This is a genomic window from Chryseobacterium sp. MIQD13 (assembly GCF_050496705.1).
Taxonomy (GTDB): domain Bacteria; phylum Bacteroidota; class Bacteroidia; order Flavobacteriales; family Weeksellaceae; genus Chryseobacterium.
Genome location: NZ_JBNWAF010000002.1, coordinates 255952 through 277366, shown reverse-complemented (window position 1 = coordinate 277366; position 21415 = coordinate 255952). Strand labels below are relative to the sequence as shown.

The following is a 21415-nucleotide window of genomic DNA, read 5'->3' as shown; positions in this document are numbered from 1 at the left end:
CCTTCCGAAATATTTATTTCTATTATTACAATGTCATGCTGAGCGGAGTCGAAGCATCTGTTTTCTAAATTCCTGGTTTATTTCAAACTTAAAATAGCCAGTCTGTACCCATCCATTCCAAAACCGGACAATACAGCATCTGTATTGGCTGCCGTTACAGATTTCTGTCGGAATTCTTCCCTTTTATAAATGTTACTGATGTGAACTTCTACTTTGGGTTTTTGTATATTTTTTAGGCAGTCTGCTATTGCATACGAGTAATGTGTATAAGCTCCGGGATTAATCACCAAAGCATCAAAATTATCCTCCTGAAGTCTGTTAATGATTTCTCCCTCAATATTAGACTGATAATAGCTGATCTCATGATATGAGAATTCAGTCTCCAGTTTTTTCAGATAATCTGCCATGGAAATTGTACCGTATATTTCCGGCTCCCTGGTGCCCAGTAAATTAAGATTTGGACCATTAATGATAAGAATTCTCATTTGAAAAATTTATTCAAAGATAAATAATTTCTCTGCATATTAATTATTAAGTGTCATAGATGTTTGGACAGAAATTCTGGTATAATCAATCCGTATCTATTTTAAACTCCCTGTAACTCTCATTTAAAATTTATAACATAAATAATTAAAGACATTTCAAAAGAAAGATATGTTGATAAAACCTATGATCTGTTAATTTTTATGTCGATTGATTTTTTTTATCACTAAGGTTAATTGGTTCAGTGGAGTTATCTAAATGAATTTTTATAAATCATTGGTTTAATTTATTGACTTTCAGTTTGATATAGATTTAAGTTATTTCCCGTTTTTCACTTATTGAATTGTTTTTTTTATCTAAGCCGGAGAATAACTTTGCCAAATGTTTATTCAAAAAAATCTCATCGAAATGAGTAAGGATGACTTGATGAAAGGATTCCCTGCAATAACTTTTATCAATCTTTAAACTTAAATAATTTGAAAATGAAAAAAACAATATTACTTTTTGCAACCATTGCTTCTGGTTTTATTTATTCACAGGTTGGAATCAATACGTCAAACCCACAGGGGATTTTCCATGTAGATGGTTTGAAGGATAATCCTGCATCGGGAGTTCCAACTGCTCCACAGGGCTCGAATGATTTTACTATAACTTCCACAGGCAGAGTCGGAATTGGAACCACTGAACCCAATGCTTCTGCAATTTTGGATGTCAATGTAGACGGACTTGCCGTTGGAAGCAAAAAAGGACTTCTGGGTCCGAAAGTAGCTTTAACTTCTCAAACCGATCAGGTTACCATTCCTTCGCCGGTAGCAGGACTGCTTGTGTATAATTTAGGAACCGGAGGACTTGGCTATACGGGTTATGTATTCTGGAATGGCACGGAGTGGAGAACATTTAATAACGGGTCTCTTGCCCCCGGAACTTTAGGAGCTATTACCTGTAACGGAGTTACACTTTCGCCCGGAACTTATACTGCCGGGACACCTTATACCGGAACAATGAATGTTCCTTATACAGGGGGAAACGGGGGAGTGTATGCTGCACAGACTGTAGGTCCTGTAAACGGGCTTACTGCAACGCTTCCTGCCGGGAATTTCAATGTAGGATCAGGAATACTTAGCTATACGGTTTCAGGAATGCCAACTGCTTCCAGTCCTACACTGACTACTTTCCCGATAAATATTGGTGGGCAGACCTGTAGTGCAACGGTAGGAGCTGGAGCTGTGATTGCGCCTGGAGAGCTTGTGTATTATCACTCTTCAATTCCCCGCCAGACAACATCATTTCTTTTAAGCCAATTCCTTAATGATCTTCCGGTAGTTAATAATACTTTCAGAGTCGATGCTTTTATTACTTCTCCTAATGCGTTTGATGGAAATGGAACTTCTACTAATTTTGATCCGCGTCTTTACAATATTACCACCACCAATGCGAAAGTATGGGTTTCTGAGGTGTCTACCCATACAGGTGATTCACGTGGTGCTAATTTTTTAATTTTCCCAAATAATTACGCACAGTTTGATGATGGGGTTTATCTTACCTATGGAAGAAATGAGACTGTTACATTTGATATTACAACTGCGGATAACAAATGGTACAGGGTTTATTATGCATTGCGTATAGATAACAAATCTTATACAAGTTCGGGTAATGCCAGCGTTACCTCAGATTCTAATACATTAGACAATACATTGGAAGTTTTTGTTTCCATACAGAGACTGTATTAATACTTGAAATTAATCTTGGAAACATTAAATGGCGCCTTATGGCGTCTTTTTTTATTTCAGTATTTTATAAAATATGCATCATTCAATTATTAATAATGATATATCTCATGTTTGAAGATTTCATAATTCGTTAACTGCTTGCTGTGAGGGTTTTTAATTAAAAATTAAGTTAATTTTTGATAATATTTAGTAAAAAATTTTAAAGTCTACTTGTTTTGTAGACTAATTGTTTTTAGATTTGCAGACATATTTCGATCGGCTTATAAAGAAAGATGGAGGGAACTGACCCTGTGAAATCTTAACAACCTGCCCCTGCGCAAGGTGTTACATTCAGCCTTTAAAGGAAAAATAAGCATTTGGTTAATCGTATTTATCGATGCCCTTTGCTGACTTTTCTGCAAAGGGTTGATTTTTAATATACGATAAATAGAATTGATTATGATTAGCAAAAATTTAATTGCATCTAAGGTTTGGATTCCTCCTGTTGCTGTGTTTTTCTTAGGAATTATCAGCGTAAATGCACAGGAAGTAAAAGCAAAAAAAGATACAATCAACGAAAAGGAAATTGATGAAGTAGTAGTAATCGCTTATGGGAAAGCCAAGAGAACAAGTTATACAGGTTCAGTAGCTACCATCTCAAGTGATAAGATCAATAACAGACCTGTTACCAATATTACAAAAGCTCTTGAAGGGCAGGTTCCCGGAATACAGGCGGTAAGTGCTTCAGGACAGCCGGGTTCTACAGCTTCCATCAGGATCAGAGGAGTAGGGTCGATAAGCGCTTCCAGCGATCCGTTATGTGTGGTAGACGGAATTCCTTTTGACGGAAATATCAACTCTATCAGCCCGAATGATATAGAATCTATCAGTGTTTTGAAAGATGCTACGGCCAGTTCACTATACGGTTCAAGAGGAGCCAACGGAATCATCATTATCACCACAAAGTCCGGTAAAAAAGGGGAATCCAGAATCAATTTTAACATCAGTCAGGGATTTTCCGGCAGAGCCGTAAAAGATTACAAACAGGTAAGTACAGACGAATATTTCCAGCTGTATTGGGAAGCCTTGAGAAACGGCTATAAATCAGGACAAATAACTTCACAACAGGCAGGACAGATGGCAAGCGATAATCTTGTGAATGCTTTGGGAATAAACCCTTACGGAGCCGGATTTCCAAAACCTGTAGGAACAGACGGGAAGCTTCTTCCGGGAGCAAAGCCTCTATGGAATGACGATTGGAGGGATATTCTTCAAAGAACGGCATCCAGAAGCCAGGTGGATTTCGATATCAGTGGAGGAAGTGAAAAAAGTAATTACTTCTTTTCATTAGGCTACCTTGATGATAAAGGAATTGCCATCGAATCAGGATTTCAAAAATTTTCCACCAGATTAAAGATCAATTCCGAAGTTAAAAAGTGGTTGAATGCAGGGGCAAATCTAAGCTACACCAACAGTATTCAGCAGGCACCACCTTCTTCGGATTCCAGAACAGACAATATTATCAATGCAGCCAGAGTAATTCCGTCTTTCTATCCTTATTACGAAAGAAACGCTGATGGAAGCTACGTTTTGGATGCAGAAGGAAACAGGATTTATGATTTCGGGAAATACAGACCTACAAGTGCTTTACAAAACCAGAATGCCGCTGCAACTCTGCCTTTGGATAAAAACGAAAATAAAGAAGACAATTTTTCAGGAAAAGGATTCTTAGATTTTACTTTTCTTCCCGAATTGAAATTTAAAACCAGCTTTTCAGTTGATCTTGTGAATTACAATGGCCATTATTATTCAAATCCCCTTCTTGGTGAGGGAAGCGAGATTGGCGGTTCAGTAACGAGATCAAACAGCCGGACACTTTCTTATACAACGAGTAATATTCTTACTTTTGACAAAAAAATCGGGAAGCATCACCTTAATGTTTTGGGAGGTCAGGAATTTTATAAATATGATTACCAAACGATATCCGGTTCCAGGAGCCAGTTCTCCCTTCCATATTATTATGAACCTGATGCTGCAGCCCTGTTGGGAAGTTTCAGTGGAAACAGTGACAAATTTTCTTTGTTGAGCTTTCTGGGAAGAGCAGAGTATGATTTCAATAATACTTACTTTTTATCCGTATCAGGAAGGGCGGACGGTTCTTCAAGATTCTTCGAGGATAACAGATGGGGGAAATTCTGGTCAGTAGGAGGTTCATGGAAAGCTTCCAATGAAGATTTTATCAAGAACCTGAATATTTTCAACCAATTAACGCTTCGTGCAAGTTATGGAGGTCAGGGAAATGATAAATTGCGAAGACCAAATGGATCTTCACTTTATTATGCTTATCAGGAGCTGTACAGATTTTATAACAACCTTGGCGAACCGGGAACCGTTCTTGAAAAAGTACAGACGAATGATGTGAAATGGGAAACCAATCTTAATTTAAACCTGGGACTTGAGTTTGCCATCCTTAATAACAGAGTTAAAGGAAACATCGAATATTTTAAACGAAAAAGTCAGGATCTTTTATTTAATATGCCGGTTGCCCCGTCTTTGGGAATCAGTGATTTTCCTTTCAACGTAGGAACGATACAGAATACAGGTTTTGAATTCTCATTGTTTACGACACCGATCAAAAATGATAATTTCCAGTGGAATGTTGATGTAAACCTGAGCACTTTAAACAATAAAATTACAAAACTTCCCAAAGGGTCTGTAATAACCGGAACAAAGCGCCTTGAGGTAGGTGGTTCCATCTATGATTTCTTTATTCCTGAATGGATAGGCGTAGATTCTTCCAACGGGAAACCTCTATGGAGATATATTTACCAGGATGCGAACGGAAATACAGTAGACGGAACAACTTCGGAATATGCAAAAGCTACAAAAACAATTCAGGGATCTGCATTGCCAAAAGTAACAGGAGGAATTACAACAAGTATTGCCTATAAAAATTTTGATTTTTCAGGACTTTTGACATTCAGCATTGGCGGAAAGATCCTTGATACAGATTACACATCACTGATGAGCAACGGAAGCGCCGGAGGGCGTGCGTGGAGTGCAGAAATGCTGAACAGATGGACTCCTGAAAATCCAAATACAGATGTTCCTGCGCTAAGCACCACTACGAATAACTGGACCTCTACTTCTTCAAGGTTTTTATATTCCGGAACCTATGCAAGACTTAAAAATGTGAGTTTAGGGTATACACTTCCATCAGATTATTTTGAAAAATTGGGACTGAAAAAATTCAGGATTTATGTTCAGGCAGAAAACCTTCTGACTTTTTACAAACATAAAGGGATGGATCCTGAGCAGGCACTGGATGGAACCACTTATTACAGATATCCTGCCATGAGAACTATAACTTTCGGTCTTCAGGCAACTCTTTAACTTTTTAAAATTGAAACAATGAAAAAATTAAAATATATATCTTTTGCCCTGATTGCAGTTTGGTCGCTGACAAGCTGTCAAAATGAACTGGAAACGGCTCCTACAGACCAAGCTAATGGTGAAGAGGTTTTCAAAACGGCAGAAAGTGCAGAAACGGTAATTAACGGAGCCTGGGCGAAATTGAATGATGATGGACCCACTTTCGCGAATATAGGATATTCAACGGTTTTGAGGACAAGTGATGCTATGGGAAGTGATGTTGCGGTTCTTACCAATAAGTATGGTTTCGCGTCTGCATACGCTTTTACGGAAATGGTGAACAATACTGCTTCCCGGTCACAGTTTATATGGTCTGCACTGTATTCAACCATTAACAATATGAATAATGTGATCACCCGTATTGATCAGACAGAAGGAAGTCAGGAGAAAAAAGACCAGGTAAAAGGGCAGGCTAAAGCATTGCGTGCTTTCTGTTATCTGAATCTGGCCAGTTTTTATCAGTTCAGCTATCTGAAAGACAAAACTGCATTGACCGCTCCAATCTATATGGAACCTTCAACAATCAGTACTGTTCCAAAGAAAAGAGCAAGCCTTGAGGAAATTTATGCTTTGATCAAAAACGATCTTACAGAAGCGGATAACCTTTTAACCAATTATACCAGAAATAATAAGGATAAAATTAATAAAGCTGTTGTAAACGGTCTTTTGGCAAGAACTTATCTGAATACCGGAGAATGGAACAAAGCGGCGGCTGCAGCAAAAATAGCCAGAACAGGCTATCCTTTAATGACTGCTGAAAAATACAAAGAAGGTTTCAATGACATCAGCAATGGCGAATGGATCTGGGGTCACGGACAGACTCAGGAGCAGTCGGGAGCAAGCTATGCTTTCCATTATCTTGATGTATCTTCTTCGGGAAGTTATTACTACAGCTTTATGGCAGATCCTTTCTTCAAAGATCTGTTTGATGCCAATGATATCAGATTCCAGTTGTTTCAGTGGGACGGACTTCCGGGTAGAGAAGGACTTTTAAGGTATTCGAAATTTAAATTTAAGACAGGTCTTATTGCAGATATTGTTCTAATGAGAGCTGCAGAAATGTATTTGATCGAAGCCGAGGCAGAAGCCAGAAACGGGAATATTGCAAATGCAGTTACAGTTTTAAATGAATTGAAAACAGCCAGAAACGCCAATCCTTACAATGGCTCTCTTACCCAGGATGCTGTTATAGAAAAAATTCTGATTGAAAGAAGAAAAGAGCTTTTCGGGGAAGGATTCTCCCTCTCGGATATTATAAGAACTCGGGGGGCTGTGGCAAGAAAACCGTTTGTAGATACCAACGGACAACCTGTAAAAGTACAGATTACCACTCCTGATGGAACCGTAAAAACGGTGAACGGAAGAGGGCATTCTGTTTTTAACTTCCCGGATCAGACTGCTTTTGCGCCGAACAGTAAGTATTATCTGTTCAGTATTCCGCAGAAGGAGATTGAGAATAATCCGAATTTATAGTTTATTTAGATTTGATTTTTTAAAAAGCCACGATGTTTAAACATTGTGGCTTTTTTACTTTAAAATCTAAAAAATTTTATATCAGGAAGTATTTCAATAGAGATTTACTGTTTAAATTCAACTCTTGTTTCGATAGCCCCTTTTATTTTTTATAAAACTCAGATGAAAAAGTTGTCTTGTATATACTGGATGAGGTAATGTTTTTTTCAATCTTATTTTCAATTTTAGTGAAAATAGAATTATCCCCATTTTTAATACATTTTATTTCATTGAAATTATCCTTCTTTGAATTAAATATAAGTGCTGATTTATGTACAATTATATTATTCTCGAAATAACAATCACTCATTTCTGATTTTGAAGAGAGATACAACTTATAAATAGATTCTAAATCTTCTTGTGAAAATTTTATATATAGTTTTATATTTTGAATTAAAGAGTCATTAGCATATTTCTTATATTCATATATCCCGGTTGAACTGTTATAAATACGTTCATCATAGATAGTACCCAAGTCATAATCTGCGGTATGATATATAAACTCCGTGTTTGCCTTGTTCTGAGCTGTACAAGCTTGAAAAGCATTAAATAAAATTATTAAGTATATATAATTTTTCATAAGATAATTATTTCATTGAACGTTGGAAAACTGGCATAAGCTTTTTATAAGCTGTTTCTATTAAGTTTTGTCTGGCTAAATCTAAGAGTTTAAACATTTTATCTAATCGATATTGAGGAATAAAATCATCAATTGGGTAGTTATTTATTGTTCTGCTAATATGCTCTAGTTTGTATACTGCGAATTCTTCTGTAGTATCTAACATTTCTGTGTATCTATTTTTTAGTCCAAATTCTTTTTCCCAATCAATACTTTCATTAAGTAACCTTAATTTATTCGAAAGTGCATGTCCCGTCTCATGTATCATTGTTTCGGCCAGTAATTGGGGGTTTTGAGCAGCTAAAGGAGAATATACTATATTGGATTTACCTGTGAAAAAATTTGCTTTTGTAGTATATGCTAAAACATGGGTTTTATTTCCAGGATTCATAGTCCCATCTGTCCATGCTGCATCTCCAGAAGTTTCATCCCCAACTCCATAATCATCATAATAAAATTTTTTTCGAGTTTTATTTATATTATTTTGCATAGTATCACTTCCAATAGTTGGGTCATATTTATAAGTTGAAGTCGTAGAGTTATCAGCCATTGTTATTCTAGCCTTATTCCCTCCACTAGCAAAATACTCTACAGTGTAACTCACAGCAGCTACTGCACCACCAATCACAGCCCCTTTTAAAACTCCATTTAGAAAGTTATCACCATTAATTAATGAAACAATACCTCCGCTTCCACCACCAGCTAGAGCTCCATTTCCAACCGTAGCCCAGAACCCCCCAGCGCTGAATATCTCTCCAGCTCCTGCTGAAACGGCACCCGTAACAGTTCCAATTAGAATAGATTTTGCAAAACCACCCCAGGACCAATTATTATTGAATGTTGCTTGAAGAGCATACATACCAACACTTATTGCAGCACCAACAATTGCACCGGATATCACTGTAGCCCAAAAATATCCAAGCCCAACACCAATTAAGAAAGGAAGGACCTCTCCACTTGGATCATTATACATCAGCGGATTGTTGAGTACATACCCATACTTATTATAATTCTGGGTATTGTAGGGATCCTGAATATTTTCATCAGCATTTAAGAATCTTCTTAATAATGGATCGTACAATCTACCGTTCATGTGGATGATTCCTACTTCTGCAAAATGTTCATGGCTTGTGTATCCTCTTTCTACTAATAACGAAGTTGCATCAATTATATTTTTATCAGTGATAATTGCTCCGTTTCCAACCTGTAGATGAGTGAAATTCCCCCATGCATCAAAGTGTCTTTGCTCAAGTTTATTTCCTGCTTCATCACTAACAGCAAGTATGCTTCCTAAATAATCCTTGTGCAGAAATTTGTAAGAACCGCTGCTCTCTGTAAAGTCCTTTAAATATACAATATTACTTTCATAAGGATTTCCGCCTATATAAAGAATATGTTTTTCTTTTCCGGTTACATTATCCTTAACAACTTCAAAGCTTCCATCTTCGCTGTAGTATTTGGTGAATTTGCCTTCCTGATCGGGATCGAAATTTCCACCGTAGCTTACTTTCTGTCTCATACTGGTGAGTCCGTACTGAAAAGCTACATCCCCTTTCTCACCGTCAATAAAAACAGGATCATTATTTTCATTATAAGCAATGCTCTGGATCAGGTCATTATTGTAATTCTGGGTTCCGGCAGCATTTAAAGTCATTCCGGTAGGTTGATAGATCTTGGCAGGATTCTCAAATTTAATTGTTCCCACCTGATCGTTTTCCATAATCCTACCTTTAACATCGTAAACATTTCTGTTTGTAGAAGGTTTGATTCCGGTGATGGGATTGGTCCAGTTGATGAGTCTATTGTTATCGTCATAATCGAATGATTCTGTAATATTAAAGTCTCCTCCTGTGGTTCTGCTCTTCAATTCATTTTTAATTGCGTCAAATGAATAAGAGAGTTGAAGAATAGATGGTTTAACAGTTGAGGAATGATTTACATTAGTTAAGAAGCCATTGACATTATAGGTATTGTTAATGCTGGCTGCTCCTAATTTGGCTTGAAGTACCTGCCCTTTAGCGTTTGTTTCATTAAGTTCCCATAATATTTTTCCTGAGTTTTTATCTTTTATCTGATATAATTCCCCGCTCCAGGTACTGTAGTTATTTTCAATCTGGACTTTAGTGAGAGTGCCTGACGAATATAACTGTTTCTCATAAGAAATAACCCTTGCCTTATCATCATAGGTAATTGATTTCTGAATATAATATTTTTCGTTACTGCTTTCTGAAGATGATAAAACTCTACCTTGCGGATCATAAGAAACACTGGAGCTGTATATTTTACCTTTGGATGTTCCTGATTTTGAGCTTATCCTTCCTTTATCATCATATTGGTATGTAATAACTTTGTTAGTTGACTGCCCGCCATCGGTTGTAGATAGTTCTTTTTGCAAAATAAGCTGCCCGAAAGTATTGTAAGTGTATTCTTTAGTACCTTTTGGACTTATTATTTTTTTAGGCTGGCCAAAACCATCATATTCATATTTATAGATTCCGTTTGATGGATCATTAAATTCTGATTTTCTTCCCCATGAGTCATATTTTGTCGTAACAATATTTTCGGCATATTTAGCCTGGACTTGCTCTCCTGCAGCATTGTAGGAGAATGTAATAGTCCCTCCTTTATCAGAAGATGAAATTGTATTTCCAATAGCATCTGCCGTTTTTGTAGTCGTTCGTGCATTACCATTGTTTTCCTTTACTGTTGTTGTCAAACCTGAAACCGAAGTCGTCACCTCTTTTCCATTGAATGATTTTGCCGTTATTTTAGCCGGGAAAACCGTATCGTCATAAGTAATTGTGTTCCATTGAAAAGGATTACTCCCTTCAAAGAAAGGTTCACTTTCTGCAGTTTTTCTTCCCAATATATCATATTGAGTTTCTTTTGAAACAAATTGCCCTTGCGTGAATGCTTTGGTTGAAACTTTATATTCCTGCCCCAATTTGTTAGTATGTTTTTTTGATACATTACCATTAGAATCATATTGTATGACTGTTATATTGCCATTAACATCTCTTATATACTGATAAGTTGTTGTACCTTCCAGATTGGTTTTGGAAGACAGAAGTTTGCCCCATGCATCATATTTATTGACTAGTATATTGCCAAGTGGATCGGTTTGTTTCTCAATCTGTCCCCAATCATTGTAAATAAAATGGGTTTCCAGTCCTAAATTATCAATTTTCTTTTCTACAAATCTTCCTTTAGGTTCATATACAGCTTTGTTAGTTTGTACCTGGGAATCTATACTATTGCTGATCGTTTTTTGAGTGATGTTTCCAAAACCATCATAATCATATGTTTCCAAAAGATAACCGGAATTATCTCTGTTCCAGGTTTTGAGTATTTTTAAAAGGTTACTGTCATAAATATATTCTTCCTTGGCAGATTTTGTATCGCCATAGGCCTGTACAATTTCAGTTTTATAGTCTGGTCTTCCAATATAATAAGCTGATCCCGCTCCTGTTGGATTATGGATATATTTAAATGTAGAAGTTGTTATAGCATATCCGTTATTCACATTGGTTACACTTTGGGCTGGAAGATAGTAATCCCCGTAGGTAAGGCTGCCTGTAGTGATGGTTTCTGTTAAAAATTCCTTAGTTATAGTACTTTTTGGAATAATTGCCGTTATAATTTTAGGTTTATCAATTTCTGAAACAGGTGTGGTTACTAACTGTCCATTTAACATTTTATCTTCTTGATAAATAGTGGACTTAAAGCTTAACAGCTGGGTATTGTTCTCAGAAATATCTGTTGGGAAAATTTTTGATTCATCATTTGTTCTGATTGACCATTCCTTTACAGGAACTCCATTCATAAGCGGATCTATTTCTACTCCTGACCAGATTTTGGTATTTTCAGCTCCATCTGCATACCACGAAGAACGGGCGGACTGATAATACCCTAATGAGCCTTTCCCTTGCAAATGTCCGGTCATACCTCTGTACCTGAAATCCTGTTTTTTCCCTTCCAGTTTCAACTGTGATACGGCATAAGATTGGTCAACTCTGTTTAAAGAGAAGTATGGATAATATTCTTTTTTGATTTTGTTATAAAAAAATGAATTACTTTCAGGGATAAGTTCGTTATAATCTACCGTCGTTATAAGGCCGCCCTGATTAATTGCAGTAATTCTAGTTAATTCAGCTAAGGAGGTTTGTGTTCTGTATTTGTGCACTCTTGTTTTATTAAATACAAAAATGTCGTAATAGCTGTTGTTGGACTTAATTGGGTTGGTTATAGGTTGAAATAAGCTAAGGTCGCCACCGCTAATAGTATATGATTGGCTTGTACTGTTTAAGCCGGCGGTAAAATCAGTGCCACCATTTCCATGCAGCGTTTTAACTTCATATTGTAACTTTCTCCATGTTGCATTTCCATAACTATCTACACCTCCTACGCTATTTTTAGAATAAATAAAAACAATATCAGATTTTCCATCTTTATTAGTGTCTGAAATAGAATAAAAATGACGATCAATCAACGACCAAGTTACTGGTTGGTTGGGACTTCTATATTTAAGAAAATTTATCTTTAAAACACTTTGAAAGCCATTTTCTGTACCCATGTAAAACCGCCAGTTATCATCTACTTGGTTATCTGTAACAGGAATTGTAAAATCAAGATTTCCATCTCCGTTAAAATCCCCATATAAAATAGGGGTTTCAACATTTTTAACTTCAGATAAACTTCCGGTAAATCTTATCTTTTTTAAATATTTATCAGGTGCGGTTTTAATAAACTCAAAAGCGGTATATGCTGTGTTTGAAATATTAATAATTTCAGCTTTTCCATCTCCATCAATATCTAAATATTTTTGATTACTATAAATATTCTCATTAATTCCAGTATCTATTGTATAAGTTGACAACGGATTATTTTGATTCTTTAAATCCACAATGAAATTATCTATTTCATAAGTAGCACACCTGAGAACAGTACAAGGATCAGGGCGGGCAGTAGTTTCATTTGATGTAACATTATTACAGGCAGGATCTGGTACCCATTCACAAACTCTCTTTTTTAAAGTCAAAAAAATGTCTGAAATACCATCTCCATTGAGGTCTCCTTCATTTAAAGATGGGGAGATTATATTACAACCTGCAGGTGGAGGCTCGTTACCAGACGTACAGTCGGATATATTATATATTAGCTTTTCGAATACCTTAACAAAAGTATTATTTCTAAAAATATAACCTACAATTTTATCTTCTTCATATTGTACAATGCCATTTCCATTATAAATCTGGCCTTCTTCGTCCAATAAGGTACTAACAACCTTTGCTTCACTATTAAAAATTTTACTGGTAGAAACCTCTGTATATGAATCGTTGAAAGCGCCAAGTTTTACAACACCATTATTCATAATAAAATCCAAATAAGAGTCTCCATTAAAATCTCCGGTAAGCTTGACATTCTCAAAAGAGTCACTGTTATAAGGCAAAACACCATAATAGTCTCCTGTTGATGAGATTAAATTTGGATATGAAAATGTCACAGGGTTAGCACTTGCATTTTCAGAATTGAATTCTGTAATTTTATTGACTAACTGATAATTAGTACCATTATTAAAATACTCTATTGCATACCTTTTAAATGTATTTCCATTAGATTTTACAACAACATCATTTAACAACTTATCTTGGAGAATTGAAATACCATTTATAAAAGATGTTTCTTTTAAGTTTCTTGTTGTGTTTGTATTATAATTAAAAATAATACTGTTAAAGTTTGCTTTACTTAATAGATCATTCCCTCCCCATTCTATACTTGCTATAGAAGCAACGTTGCTGGATAATGTTTGGGTATAATTATAATTAATATGATTCCCTTGCGCATCTTTCCATTTTACAATATTGTATTCTATAGGTGTTCTGGCTGTACTATTTCCTGAAGCAATTGCTCCGTACCAAGCCTGAGAACCATCTTCAAAAGTCACTTCCCAATATTCAGGACCTTGCCAGGCTTCTCCCGTTACAGATCCGATGGATCTTATTTTGATATTCGAATATTTTTCCGTAACATATTCAGCTCCATTCTTACCGTATTCTCCGGATTTTAAAACCAGTCGTTGTCCATTAAAGCTATAATAATCAGAATAATCTAACTTGATTCCTCTCGTTTCGCCATTAGTCTCAATGGTTTTCCCAACTCTCGAAATGGTAGTGATTCCTGAAATATTCCATCCATACCCAGCAATTCCATTACCTGAACCACTGATATAAACAAGATTAATTTGTGGAGCTACACTTTTTACTCCCGGAGGTAAAGCAATAGGTAATGTAAATTGTAGCTGCCCAGCTCCGTTTACTTCAATATTTCCTTTAGTGTCATGAAAACTCTGTCCTGCAGGAGTAGTTGTTCCTGATGGGTTGGTTGCGCCTGCATCTGAATTTGTAGGTCCTCCTCCCGGATTTTCAGTACCCGGCCCAATTTTGGCTATAAAAGGATTAGATATATTTGATGATGCATGAAATCCCTGTGCAAGCACCACAGTCTGTGGATCCTGAACTGTTCGCGAGGTACTTTCAGTTTGGTATAATATTGTTTGAGAGTATCCCAATATTGAGATACAGGATATAATGAATGAATAGAAAATTTTCATATTCTGTTACTTAAATTAATGGATAATAATTATGGACCTATCGTTTGCTAACATTTCTGACGAAAACTCTTCCGTCTTTCAATGTAAAACGCAGAATATAAATTCCCCAGTCATAACCGCTCATATTGATTTTAAGCTGACGGTTTAACCCTGGAATATTCTGTTGTTGAAATTTCCAGTGTACAGTACTGTGCTGATATAGTGAAACAGCTTCTATGAGATTGTCTGCTTCTTCTGTCCAATCGATGGTAAGAACATCATTTACCGGCACAGGATAAAGCCTGATTTGTTTCCAGAATGTCTTTTCATCCATTGCAGATGTCTGTTCCAGAGCTGCTGTAGTTATGGGTTCTTTTTTTGCAGATTCAGCAGGTGCACTTTTCCCCGCTGCGTTAGGACCTCGGTATATTTGGTTTCCGGCTTCGTCATATTTGAAATAAACCTCAGTTTGAGAAAATCCGAAAAACCCTACAAATAATGAAAATATAGAAATTATTTTTTTTTTCATAAGTATTATTTTTTTTCGGATAAAAGTTTTTCAAGCTGTTTCTCCAGTTTTTCAACTTTTTCAGATTGAACTTTTAACTGCTTGTTCTGTTCAATAGAGTAAAGTGTAAGCTCCTCTATTTTTTCCATAAGTTTGGTATTCATGTCAGCTACATTAATACCATTTTTAAGAATCTCTGCTTCTGATGGAATGTTTGGTAGATGTCCTTTCTCCTGGATATGCTTTTCTACTTCTTCTAAAGAATTTAGTTTATAATCTTTTCGAAATACATAATCTGCCCATACATTGGCTTTTATTTCAACCTCTTTAGCAAATATTTTACCGTCAAATCTTGCTGTGGCATTGTTAAAAAACTTTATCCAAGTGCCGTTGGCAAGATCCTGAATACCTATATAATATCTTCCGTCATTGTAATTGCTGGGCATAGCAAGAATGATATTATGGGTTTTTCCCTTATTTCTAAGAACTGTATCTCCATTTTGGCCACCAAAGCACCCGTCACAAGTTGATTTTGAAATTTGAAATGAGCTCAGTGAACTAGCTACTTCAAAAACTGGATTTTCAGCTTGATAAACTCTGAAAGCCGAATCATTATTCACAGGATCATTGGCTCCTATCTTAGCTTTTCCATCAGGAAGTATGCGCATAACTTCCGTATTGTTGGCTTTAAGTACTAAAGGTTGGTTGTCTGTTGTTCCGAGAAAGTTATTCGAGGGATTTGTACCGGAATTTCCAGTTAAATTCCAAGATTGTGCAAAAGAAAATGTTGAAATAAGTAAGGCTAACGCAAGTAATTTTTGTTTCATCATGATAATCTTAAAATATGTTAAATGTTTTTTGCAAAATTACCTTTTTTAGTTCACAATAAAAAGATTTATTTTATTGATAATCATAATAATCTTCCCAGGATTGATATTTTACTGATTAACCATAGATGTAAATATATTTTATAAAACATCAAAATTTAGTATATTTTATTTCTACAATACTAAATGTAGTTTAGAGATAATATAGAACTGAATTAGAGATCTTGCTTTTTGAACTGGCTGTTCGGTAGTTGGGGATAGATATTTTTTCGTAATGTAGTTTTTATTAGAGATTTGAAAAAGATAAATAAAAATAAACTCTTTATTGTACCAAAAAATTGTTATTACTTTTCACAAAATAAACAATTCTCTCATTCCTATCCCTATCTTTAAAACTAATTTTAATACTATCTAAGCTATTCCTCTTACTGATATCATCATAATATAAAACAATATTATCACTATTCATGCCGCCACAAAAATTACAGTGAAAATCGATAAACTCACCATGGTCACTGTCTTCAAGGGAAAGGCCTTCCTCACTAGTTTCAATATTCTTAATCCTTATACTCAAAGCAAAGAAATTTTTATTAATCGTTTGGTCCTTTATTGAATTGAATTTAAAAGCGGTAAACGCTTCTACATCTGATATTCTCCATTATTAATTTTAACTGTATCCACTGTAGGGAGGTATTCTTTAATTAAAAGTTCTCTACTTCTAGCTTCTGAAATAGTCTGGGGAAGAAATTCTATATCAGAGCCTACACAGGACATTAGTATTAATAAGAATAAGAAAACGTATTTTTTCATGATAGTTATTATGCGTAAAATTAATATTGTTTTCTACAATGTCAAGGATATATTAAATATCAACAGAATCTTCCCATTTTAGAAAAAAACTCTACCTTTGTCCGTATGAACCTGTTAAGATGGATACTTGCATTCTATTTCATGGCATTGTCACTGATGCCCTGTGAGGATGTGCACCGTTCTTCAGGATCGGCAGACATTAAGCTGTCATTCAATGTTCAGGAATCTCATTCAAAAGATCAGGGGGATATCTGTTCTCCGCTTTGTACATGCAGCTGCTGTCAGATGACGGTATCTTCTTTCAGAATGGACCCCCTGTTGGAAATTCAGAATCAGGTTCAGGCTTACTTTTCGAAGAAAATTCTTTTTCAGAAAAACAATTTTGCGTATCAGATGTACGACCATATCTGGCAGCCTCCTAAAATTTAATTTTTATTGATTATTAGAAAGTTACGCTTTCTATCCATTGAACTTTGCAATACCATTGCAGAGGTCTTCGTGATATTTTTGCATCGGCATTATCGCCGCTTGTACTTATTACCAATAAAAATTAAATACATATCGTGTTAGATAAAATCATAAAATTCAGTATCAAAAACAAGGTGGTTGTTGGTATTATGACCTTGCTTCTCATAATCTGGGGAGTATGGAGCGCTACAAAACTTCCCATAGATGCTGTTCCTGATATTACCAACAATCAGGTGCAGATCATTACCGCTTGTCCTACACTCGCAGGACAGGAAGTAGAGCAGCTTGTTACTTTTCCCATAGAGCAGAGCATTGCCAATGTTCCCGATATTCAGGAAACCAGAAGTATCTCAAGATTCGGGCTTTCCGTGATTACTGTGGTATTCAAAGAAAATGTGGATATTTATTTTGCCAGACAGCTGATTAATGAACAGTTGAAACTTGCCGTAGAAGAAATTCCCAAAGGAGTAGGAACTCCCGAACTCGCCCCCGTAAGTACAGGATTAGGGGAAGTGTATCAGTATATTCTCCATCCTAAAAAAGGCAGCGAAAAGAAATACTCCGCCAAAGAACTCCGGACAATGCAGGACTGGATTGTCCGCAGACAACTGAATGGAACTCCCGGTGTTGCAGAGATCAACAGCTTCGGAGGAGAATTAAAACAATATGAAGTAGGAGTGAATCCCGACCGCCTTAAAGCAATGGGAGTAAGCATTTCTGATATTTTTACGGCGTTGGAAAAAAACAACCAGAATACAGGAGGAGCTTATATTGACAAAAAGCCAAATGCCTATTTTATCCGCGGAATCGGCTTTGTAACTTCATTGGAAGACATTAAAAATATTTCCGTAAAAAATGAAACCGGAAGCGTTCCTATATTTATAAAAGATGTGGCCGATGTACGTTTTGGGAACGCTGTACGTTACGGAGCACTGACCTACAACGGAAAAGTGGATGCAGTAGGCGGTGTAGTAATGATGTTAAAAGGTGCTAACAGTAACGATGTTGTAAGCAGAATCAAAGCTAAAATCCCAACCATTCAGAAATCCCTTCCCGACGATGTGATTATAGAACCTTTTCTGGACAGAACAGATCTCGTAGGAAGAGCGATCAATACCGTAGAAAAAAACCTTATTGAAGGTGCCCTTATCGTTATATTCGTTTTGGTTGTTTTTCTTGGAAATCTTAGAGCAGGGCTTATTGTAGCTTCAGCTATTCCGTTATCGCTTCTGTTTGCTTTAGGAATGATGAATGTTTTCGGAGTCAGTGCCAATTTAATGAGTCTCGGTGCTATAGATTTCGGACTTATTGTAGACGGAGCTGTCATTATTGTAGAAGCCACCTTACATCATTTAGGTATAAGAAAATCCGTTAGAAAGCTTACCCAAAGCGAAATGGATGAAGAAGTCTTCCTTTCCGCATCGAAGATCAGAAGCAGTGCTGCTTTCGGAGAGATTATTATTCTTATTGTATACATTCCTATTCTTACATTGGCAGGAGTAGAAGGAAAAATGTTTACACCAATGGCTAAAACAGTAGGATTTGCCATTTTGGGAGCTTTGATTCTTTCATTGACATATATTCCGATGATGAGCGCTTTATTTTTGTCTAAAAATATTTCTCACAAAGAGACCTTTTCAGATAAAATGATGAACTTCCTGCAGAAAATCTACCAGCCATTACTGCAGAAAGCTATTAAAGTAAAGTACATCATAGTTTCAGCAACAATTTTCGTTTTCGTCATCAGCGCTTTCATTTTTAAAAATATGGGTGGTGAATTTATCCCCCAGTTGCAGGAAGGTGATTATGCATTCCACTGCATCTTGCCGCAGGGTAGTTCACTCAGCCAGAGTATTGAAACCTCTATGCAGGCTTCCAGAATTATTAAACAGTTCGATGAGGTGAAAATGGTTGTTGGGAAAACAGGTTCAGCAGAAGTTCCTACAGATCCAATGCCACCCGAAGCCACTGACCTGATTGTGGTATTGAAACCGCAAAGTGAATGGAAATCAAAAAAATCCTACTCAGAGCTGGCCGATGAAATCAGTGAAAAATTAGAAAGTATTCCCGGTGTATTTTTTGAGAAAAACCAGCCGATTCAGATGCGCTTCAATGAGCTGATGACAGGAATCCGACAGGATGTTGCCGTTAAAATTTTTGGTGAAAACCTGGATTCACTTTCCATTTATGCAGATAAAGTAGGAAAGATCATTCAGACTGTAGATGGAGCAACTGCCCCGCAGATCGAAAGAGTAAGTGGGCTTCCTCAGATCAATGTGGAATACGACAGGACGAGAATGGCCAATTACGGACTGAATATAGAAGATGTCAATAATGCTGTAAGCACAGCCTTTGCAGGAAAAGCAGCCGGACAGGTCTTTGAAAATGAAAGACGTTTCGATCTTGTAGTCCGCCTCGACAGTCTTCACCGAACCAATATTGAAGATGTAAATAATTTAATGATTGCAACAGGTACGGGAACACAGATCCCGCTTTCCCAGGTTGCTAACGTAAGCTATAAACTGGGACCGGCACAGATCAGCCGTGAAGAAGGAAAAAGAAGGATCGTAATCGGGTTTAATGTAAAAGGCCGGGATGTACAGAGTGTTGTGAAAGATATTCAGGCAAAGCTGGATAAACAGGTTAAGCTGCCTTCGGGTTATTATTTTACTTATGGCGGGCAGTTCGAAAATCTTCAGGAAGCCAGCAAACGTCTGATGATTGCAGTGCCGGTTTCCCTGTTCCTGATCTTTATGCTCCTGTATTTTACATTCCATTCATTCAAACAGGCGGCGTTGATTTTTACAGCTATTCCTATGAGTGCTATCGGAGGTGTTTTTGCTCTTCTTTTAAGAGATATGCCCTTCAGTATCAGTGCAGGAATAGGATTTATTGCCCTTTTCGGAGTTGCTGTTCTTAACGGAATTGTTTTAATAGGAACCTTTAACCAACTTGAAAAAGAAGGAGAGAAAGATGTATTGAAAAGAGTATATGAAGGGACAAAAACCAGATTAAGACCAGTTCTGATGACCGCAACAGTGGCTTCATTAGGATTCCTGCCAATGGCAATTTCTACCGGAGCAGGAGCGGAAGTACAGAAACCTCTGGCTACAGTAGTGATCGGTGGTTTGGTGACAGCTACTTTCCTTACTCTCTTTGTTTTGCCGATGCTCTATATTATTTTTAACTCAAAGATTTCCGGAAAGATCAACAGGGTCAAACCAATAAGCACAGTGATTGTCCTTGGATTCCTGATGCTCGGACAGACTTTCAAAGCTCAGACCAGACAGATGTCTGCAGATCAGGCAATAGAAATGGCAGTGGAAAATAACCTGGTGTTAAAATCAAAAGATTTAAATATAAAATCTGCAGAAGCCCTCAAAGGAACGGCAAAAGAGCTTCCAAAACTGAATTTTGAAGCACAGCTGGGGCAATACAACAGCCCAAAATTCGACCAGTCATTTTCCCTTTCACAGAGCATTCCTTTTCCTACACTGTTTAAGGCAAGGAGAGAATTGATTAATGAGAATATAAAAAGCAGGCAAATCAATAAAGAAGTTTCCGTAAACGAACTGAAAAAGCAGGTACGAACGTATTATTATCAGATTGAATATCTGCAGTATAATAAATTCAAGTTAAAGAATCTCGACAGCCTGTATCAGGATTTTATCAGAATTGCCACGGTAAGATTTAAAGCAGGAGACATAAAAAAGATTGAAATTAATACTGCAGAAACCCAGAAAGGAGAAATCAGCCTGCTGTTGAAACAGAACGAGGTATACTTGAATAATGCGTATAAAAATTTAAAGACATTACTCAATACTTCCGAAGATTTTGAAGTTCCGTTTAAAAGTGATTATGAACCTTTAAGAACGGAAAATATCCTCGACAGTACATCCGTAGCCGATAATCCTACTGTAAAAGCTTTTTATAATGAAATGGTAGTTGCAGAAAAAAATAAAAATGTTGAAAAGTCACAGGGACTCCCTGAATTCAGCCTGGGATTGACGAGCCAGTCGCTCATTGGATTTCATATCAAGAACGGGCAGGAGAAATTTTATAATGCAGGTGACAGATTCAATTCTTTCTCTGTAGGTGTTGCCATTCCTTTGACATTTGGTGCTACAAAAGCAAGAATGCAGGCTCTGGAATACGAAAAACAGGCTGCCGAAACCAATGCCAGAATGCAGCAGAAACAGCTTTCTGCACAGCTTGAAAATGCTTTCGGGCAATATCAGCAGGACATCCAGCAGTATGAATATTATGTGAGTCAGGCTATTCCTAATGCCGATAAAATTGTAAAAGCAGCTCAGTTAGGCTACAAAACAGGAGAGATTTCTTACGTAGAATATCTTTTTGCCCTCCAGACTGCAACTAATATTCAGTTAAAATACCTAGAATCCATCCAGCAGGTTAATCAATCTGTAGTTACCATTAATTCAATCATCAATAAATAAC

Annotated in this window: 10 protein-coding genes and 1 riboswitch; of the genes, 5 read left to right on the top strand and 5 right to left on the bottom strand. The window is 36.6% G+C overall.

The window, feature by feature from the left end; translation table 11 throughout:
• Positions 1 to 77: 77 nt before the first annotated feature.
• Positions 78 to 485, bottom strand: a complete 408-nt coding sequence (locus ACQWU4_RS08375; RefSeq protein ID WP_429935310.1) for a type II 3-dehydroquinate dehydratase — start codon at positions 483 to 485, stop codon at positions 78 to 80.
• A 480-nt stretch (positions 486 to 965) separates the two neighbouring features.
• Between ACQWU4_RS08375 and ACQWU4_RS08370 the strand changes: the two genes are divergently transcribed.
• The 3 genes from ACQWU4_RS08370 (at position 966) to ACQWU4_RS08360 (ending at position 7097) form a co-directional block, all read left to right on the top strand.
• Entirely contained in the window at positions 966 to 2213 is a 1248-nt protein-coding gene (locus ACQWU4_RS08370; protein WP_429935309.1) for a hypothetical protein, read from the top strand.
• A 257-nt stretch (positions 2214 to 2470) separates the two neighbouring features.
• Positions 2471 to 2568: riboswitch (SAM riboswitch) on the top strand.
• An 83-nt stretch (positions 2569 to 2651) separates the two neighbouring features.
• Positions 2652 to 5585: a SusC/RagA family TonB-linked outer membrane protein gene (locus ACQWU4_RS08365; protein WP_429935308.1), complete on the top strand. Its 2934-nt coding sequence runs from the start codon at positions 2652 to 2654 to the stop codon at positions 5583 to 5585.
• Between the two features lie 18 nt (positions 5586 to 5603).
• Positions 5604 to 7097 carry a RagB/SusD family nutrient uptake outer membrane protein gene (locus ACQWU4_RS08360; RefSeq protein ID WP_429935307.1) on the top strand — a complete coding sequence of 498 codons (1494 nt, stop codon included), beginning with the start codon at positions 5604 to 5606 and terminating at the stop codon, positions 7095 to 7097.
• A gap of 142 nt (positions 7098 to 7239) precedes the next feature.
• Here ACQWU4_RS08360 and ACQWU4_RS08355 read toward each other — a convergent pair whose 3' ends face one another.
• The 4 genes from ACQWU4_RS08355 to ACQWU4_RS08340 are packed head-to-tail and all read right to left on the bottom strand — an operon-like array spanning position 7240 to position 15682.
• A complete protein-coding gene (locus ACQWU4_RS08355; RefSeq protein WP_429935306.1) occupies positions 7240 to 7716 on the bottom strand; it encodes a hypothetical protein in 477 nt (158 codons plus the stop codon).
• A 7-nt stretch (positions 7717 to 7723) separates the two neighbouring features.
• Entirely contained in the window at positions 7724 to 14365 is a 6642-nt protein-coding gene (locus tag ACQWU4_RS08350) for an RHS repeat-associated core domain-containing protein (RefSeq protein WP_429935305.1), read from the bottom strand.
• 37 nt (positions 14366 to 14402) lie between these two features.
• Positions 14403 to 14873 (bottom strand): hypothetical protein, encoded by a 471-nt coding sequence (locus tag ACQWU4_RS08345; protein WP_429935304.1) that lies wholly within the window; start codon positions 14871 to 14873, stop codon positions 14403 to 14405.
• Positions 14874 to 14878: 5 nt separating this feature from the next.
• Positions 14879 to 15682 (bottom strand): cell wall anchor protein, encoded by an 804-nt coding sequence (locus tag ACQWU4_RS08340; RefSeq protein WP_429935303.1) that lies wholly within the window; start codon positions 15680 to 15682, stop codon positions 14879 to 14881.
• A 912-nt stretch (positions 15683 to 16594) separates the two neighbouring features.
• On the opposite strand from ACQWU4_RS08340, the gene ACQWU4_RS08335 reads away from it, so the two are divergent.
• Both ACQWU4_RS08335 and ACQWU4_RS08330 read left to right on the top strand, forming a co-directional pair.
• A complete protein-coding gene (locus ACQWU4_RS08335; RefSeq protein WP_429935302.1) occupies positions 16595 to 16918 on the top strand; it encodes a DUF6660 family protein in 324 nt (107 codons plus the stop codon).
• Positions 16919 to 17052: 134 nt separating this feature from the next.
• Positions 17053 to 21414: a CusA/CzcA family heavy metal efflux RND transporter gene (locus tag ACQWU4_RS08330; RefSeq protein WP_429935301.1), complete on the top strand. Its 4362-nt coding sequence runs from the start codon at positions 17053 to 17055 to the stop codon at positions 21412 to 21414.
• Position 21415 lies beyond the last annotated feature (1 nt).

Excerpts from the sequence above, each read along its gene's own strand:
- ACQWU4_RS08375 (WP_429935310.1), bottom strand. The coding sequence starts at position 485 with ATGAGAATTCTTATCATTAATGGTCCAAATCTTAATTTACTGGGCACC.
- ACQWU4_RS08370 (WP_429935309.1), top strand. The coding sequence starts at position 966 with ATGAAAAAAACAATATTACTTTTTGCAACCATTGCTTCTGGTTTTATT.
- ACQWU4_RS08365 (WP_429935308.1), top strand. The coding sequence starts at position 2,652 with ATGATTAGCAAAAATTTAATTGCATCTAAGGTTTGGATTCCTCCTGTT.
- ACQWU4_RS08360 (WP_429935307.1), top strand. The coding sequence starts at position 5,604 with ATGAAAAAATTAAAATATATATCTTTTGCCCTGATTGCAGTTTGGTCG.
- ACQWU4_RS08355 (WP_429935306.1), bottom strand. The coding sequence starts at position 7,716 with ATGAAAAATTATATATACTTAATAATTTTATTTAATGCTTTTCAAGCT.
- ACQWU4_RS08350 (WP_429935305.1), bottom strand. The coding sequence starts at position 14,365 with ATGAAAATTTTCTATTCATTCATTATATCCTGTATCTCAATATTGGGA.
- ACQWU4_RS08345 (WP_429935304.1), bottom strand. The coding sequence starts at position 14,873 with ATGAAAAAAAAAATAATTTCTATATTTTCATTATTTGTAGGGTTTTTC.
- ACQWU4_RS08340 (WP_429935303.1), bottom strand. The coding sequence starts at position 15,682 with ATGATGAAACAAAAATTACTTGCGTTAGCCTTACTTATTTCAACATTT.
- ACQWU4_RS08335 (WP_429935302.1), top strand. The coding sequence starts at position 16,595 with ATGAACCTGTTAAGATGGATACTTGCATTCTATTTCATGGCATTGTCA.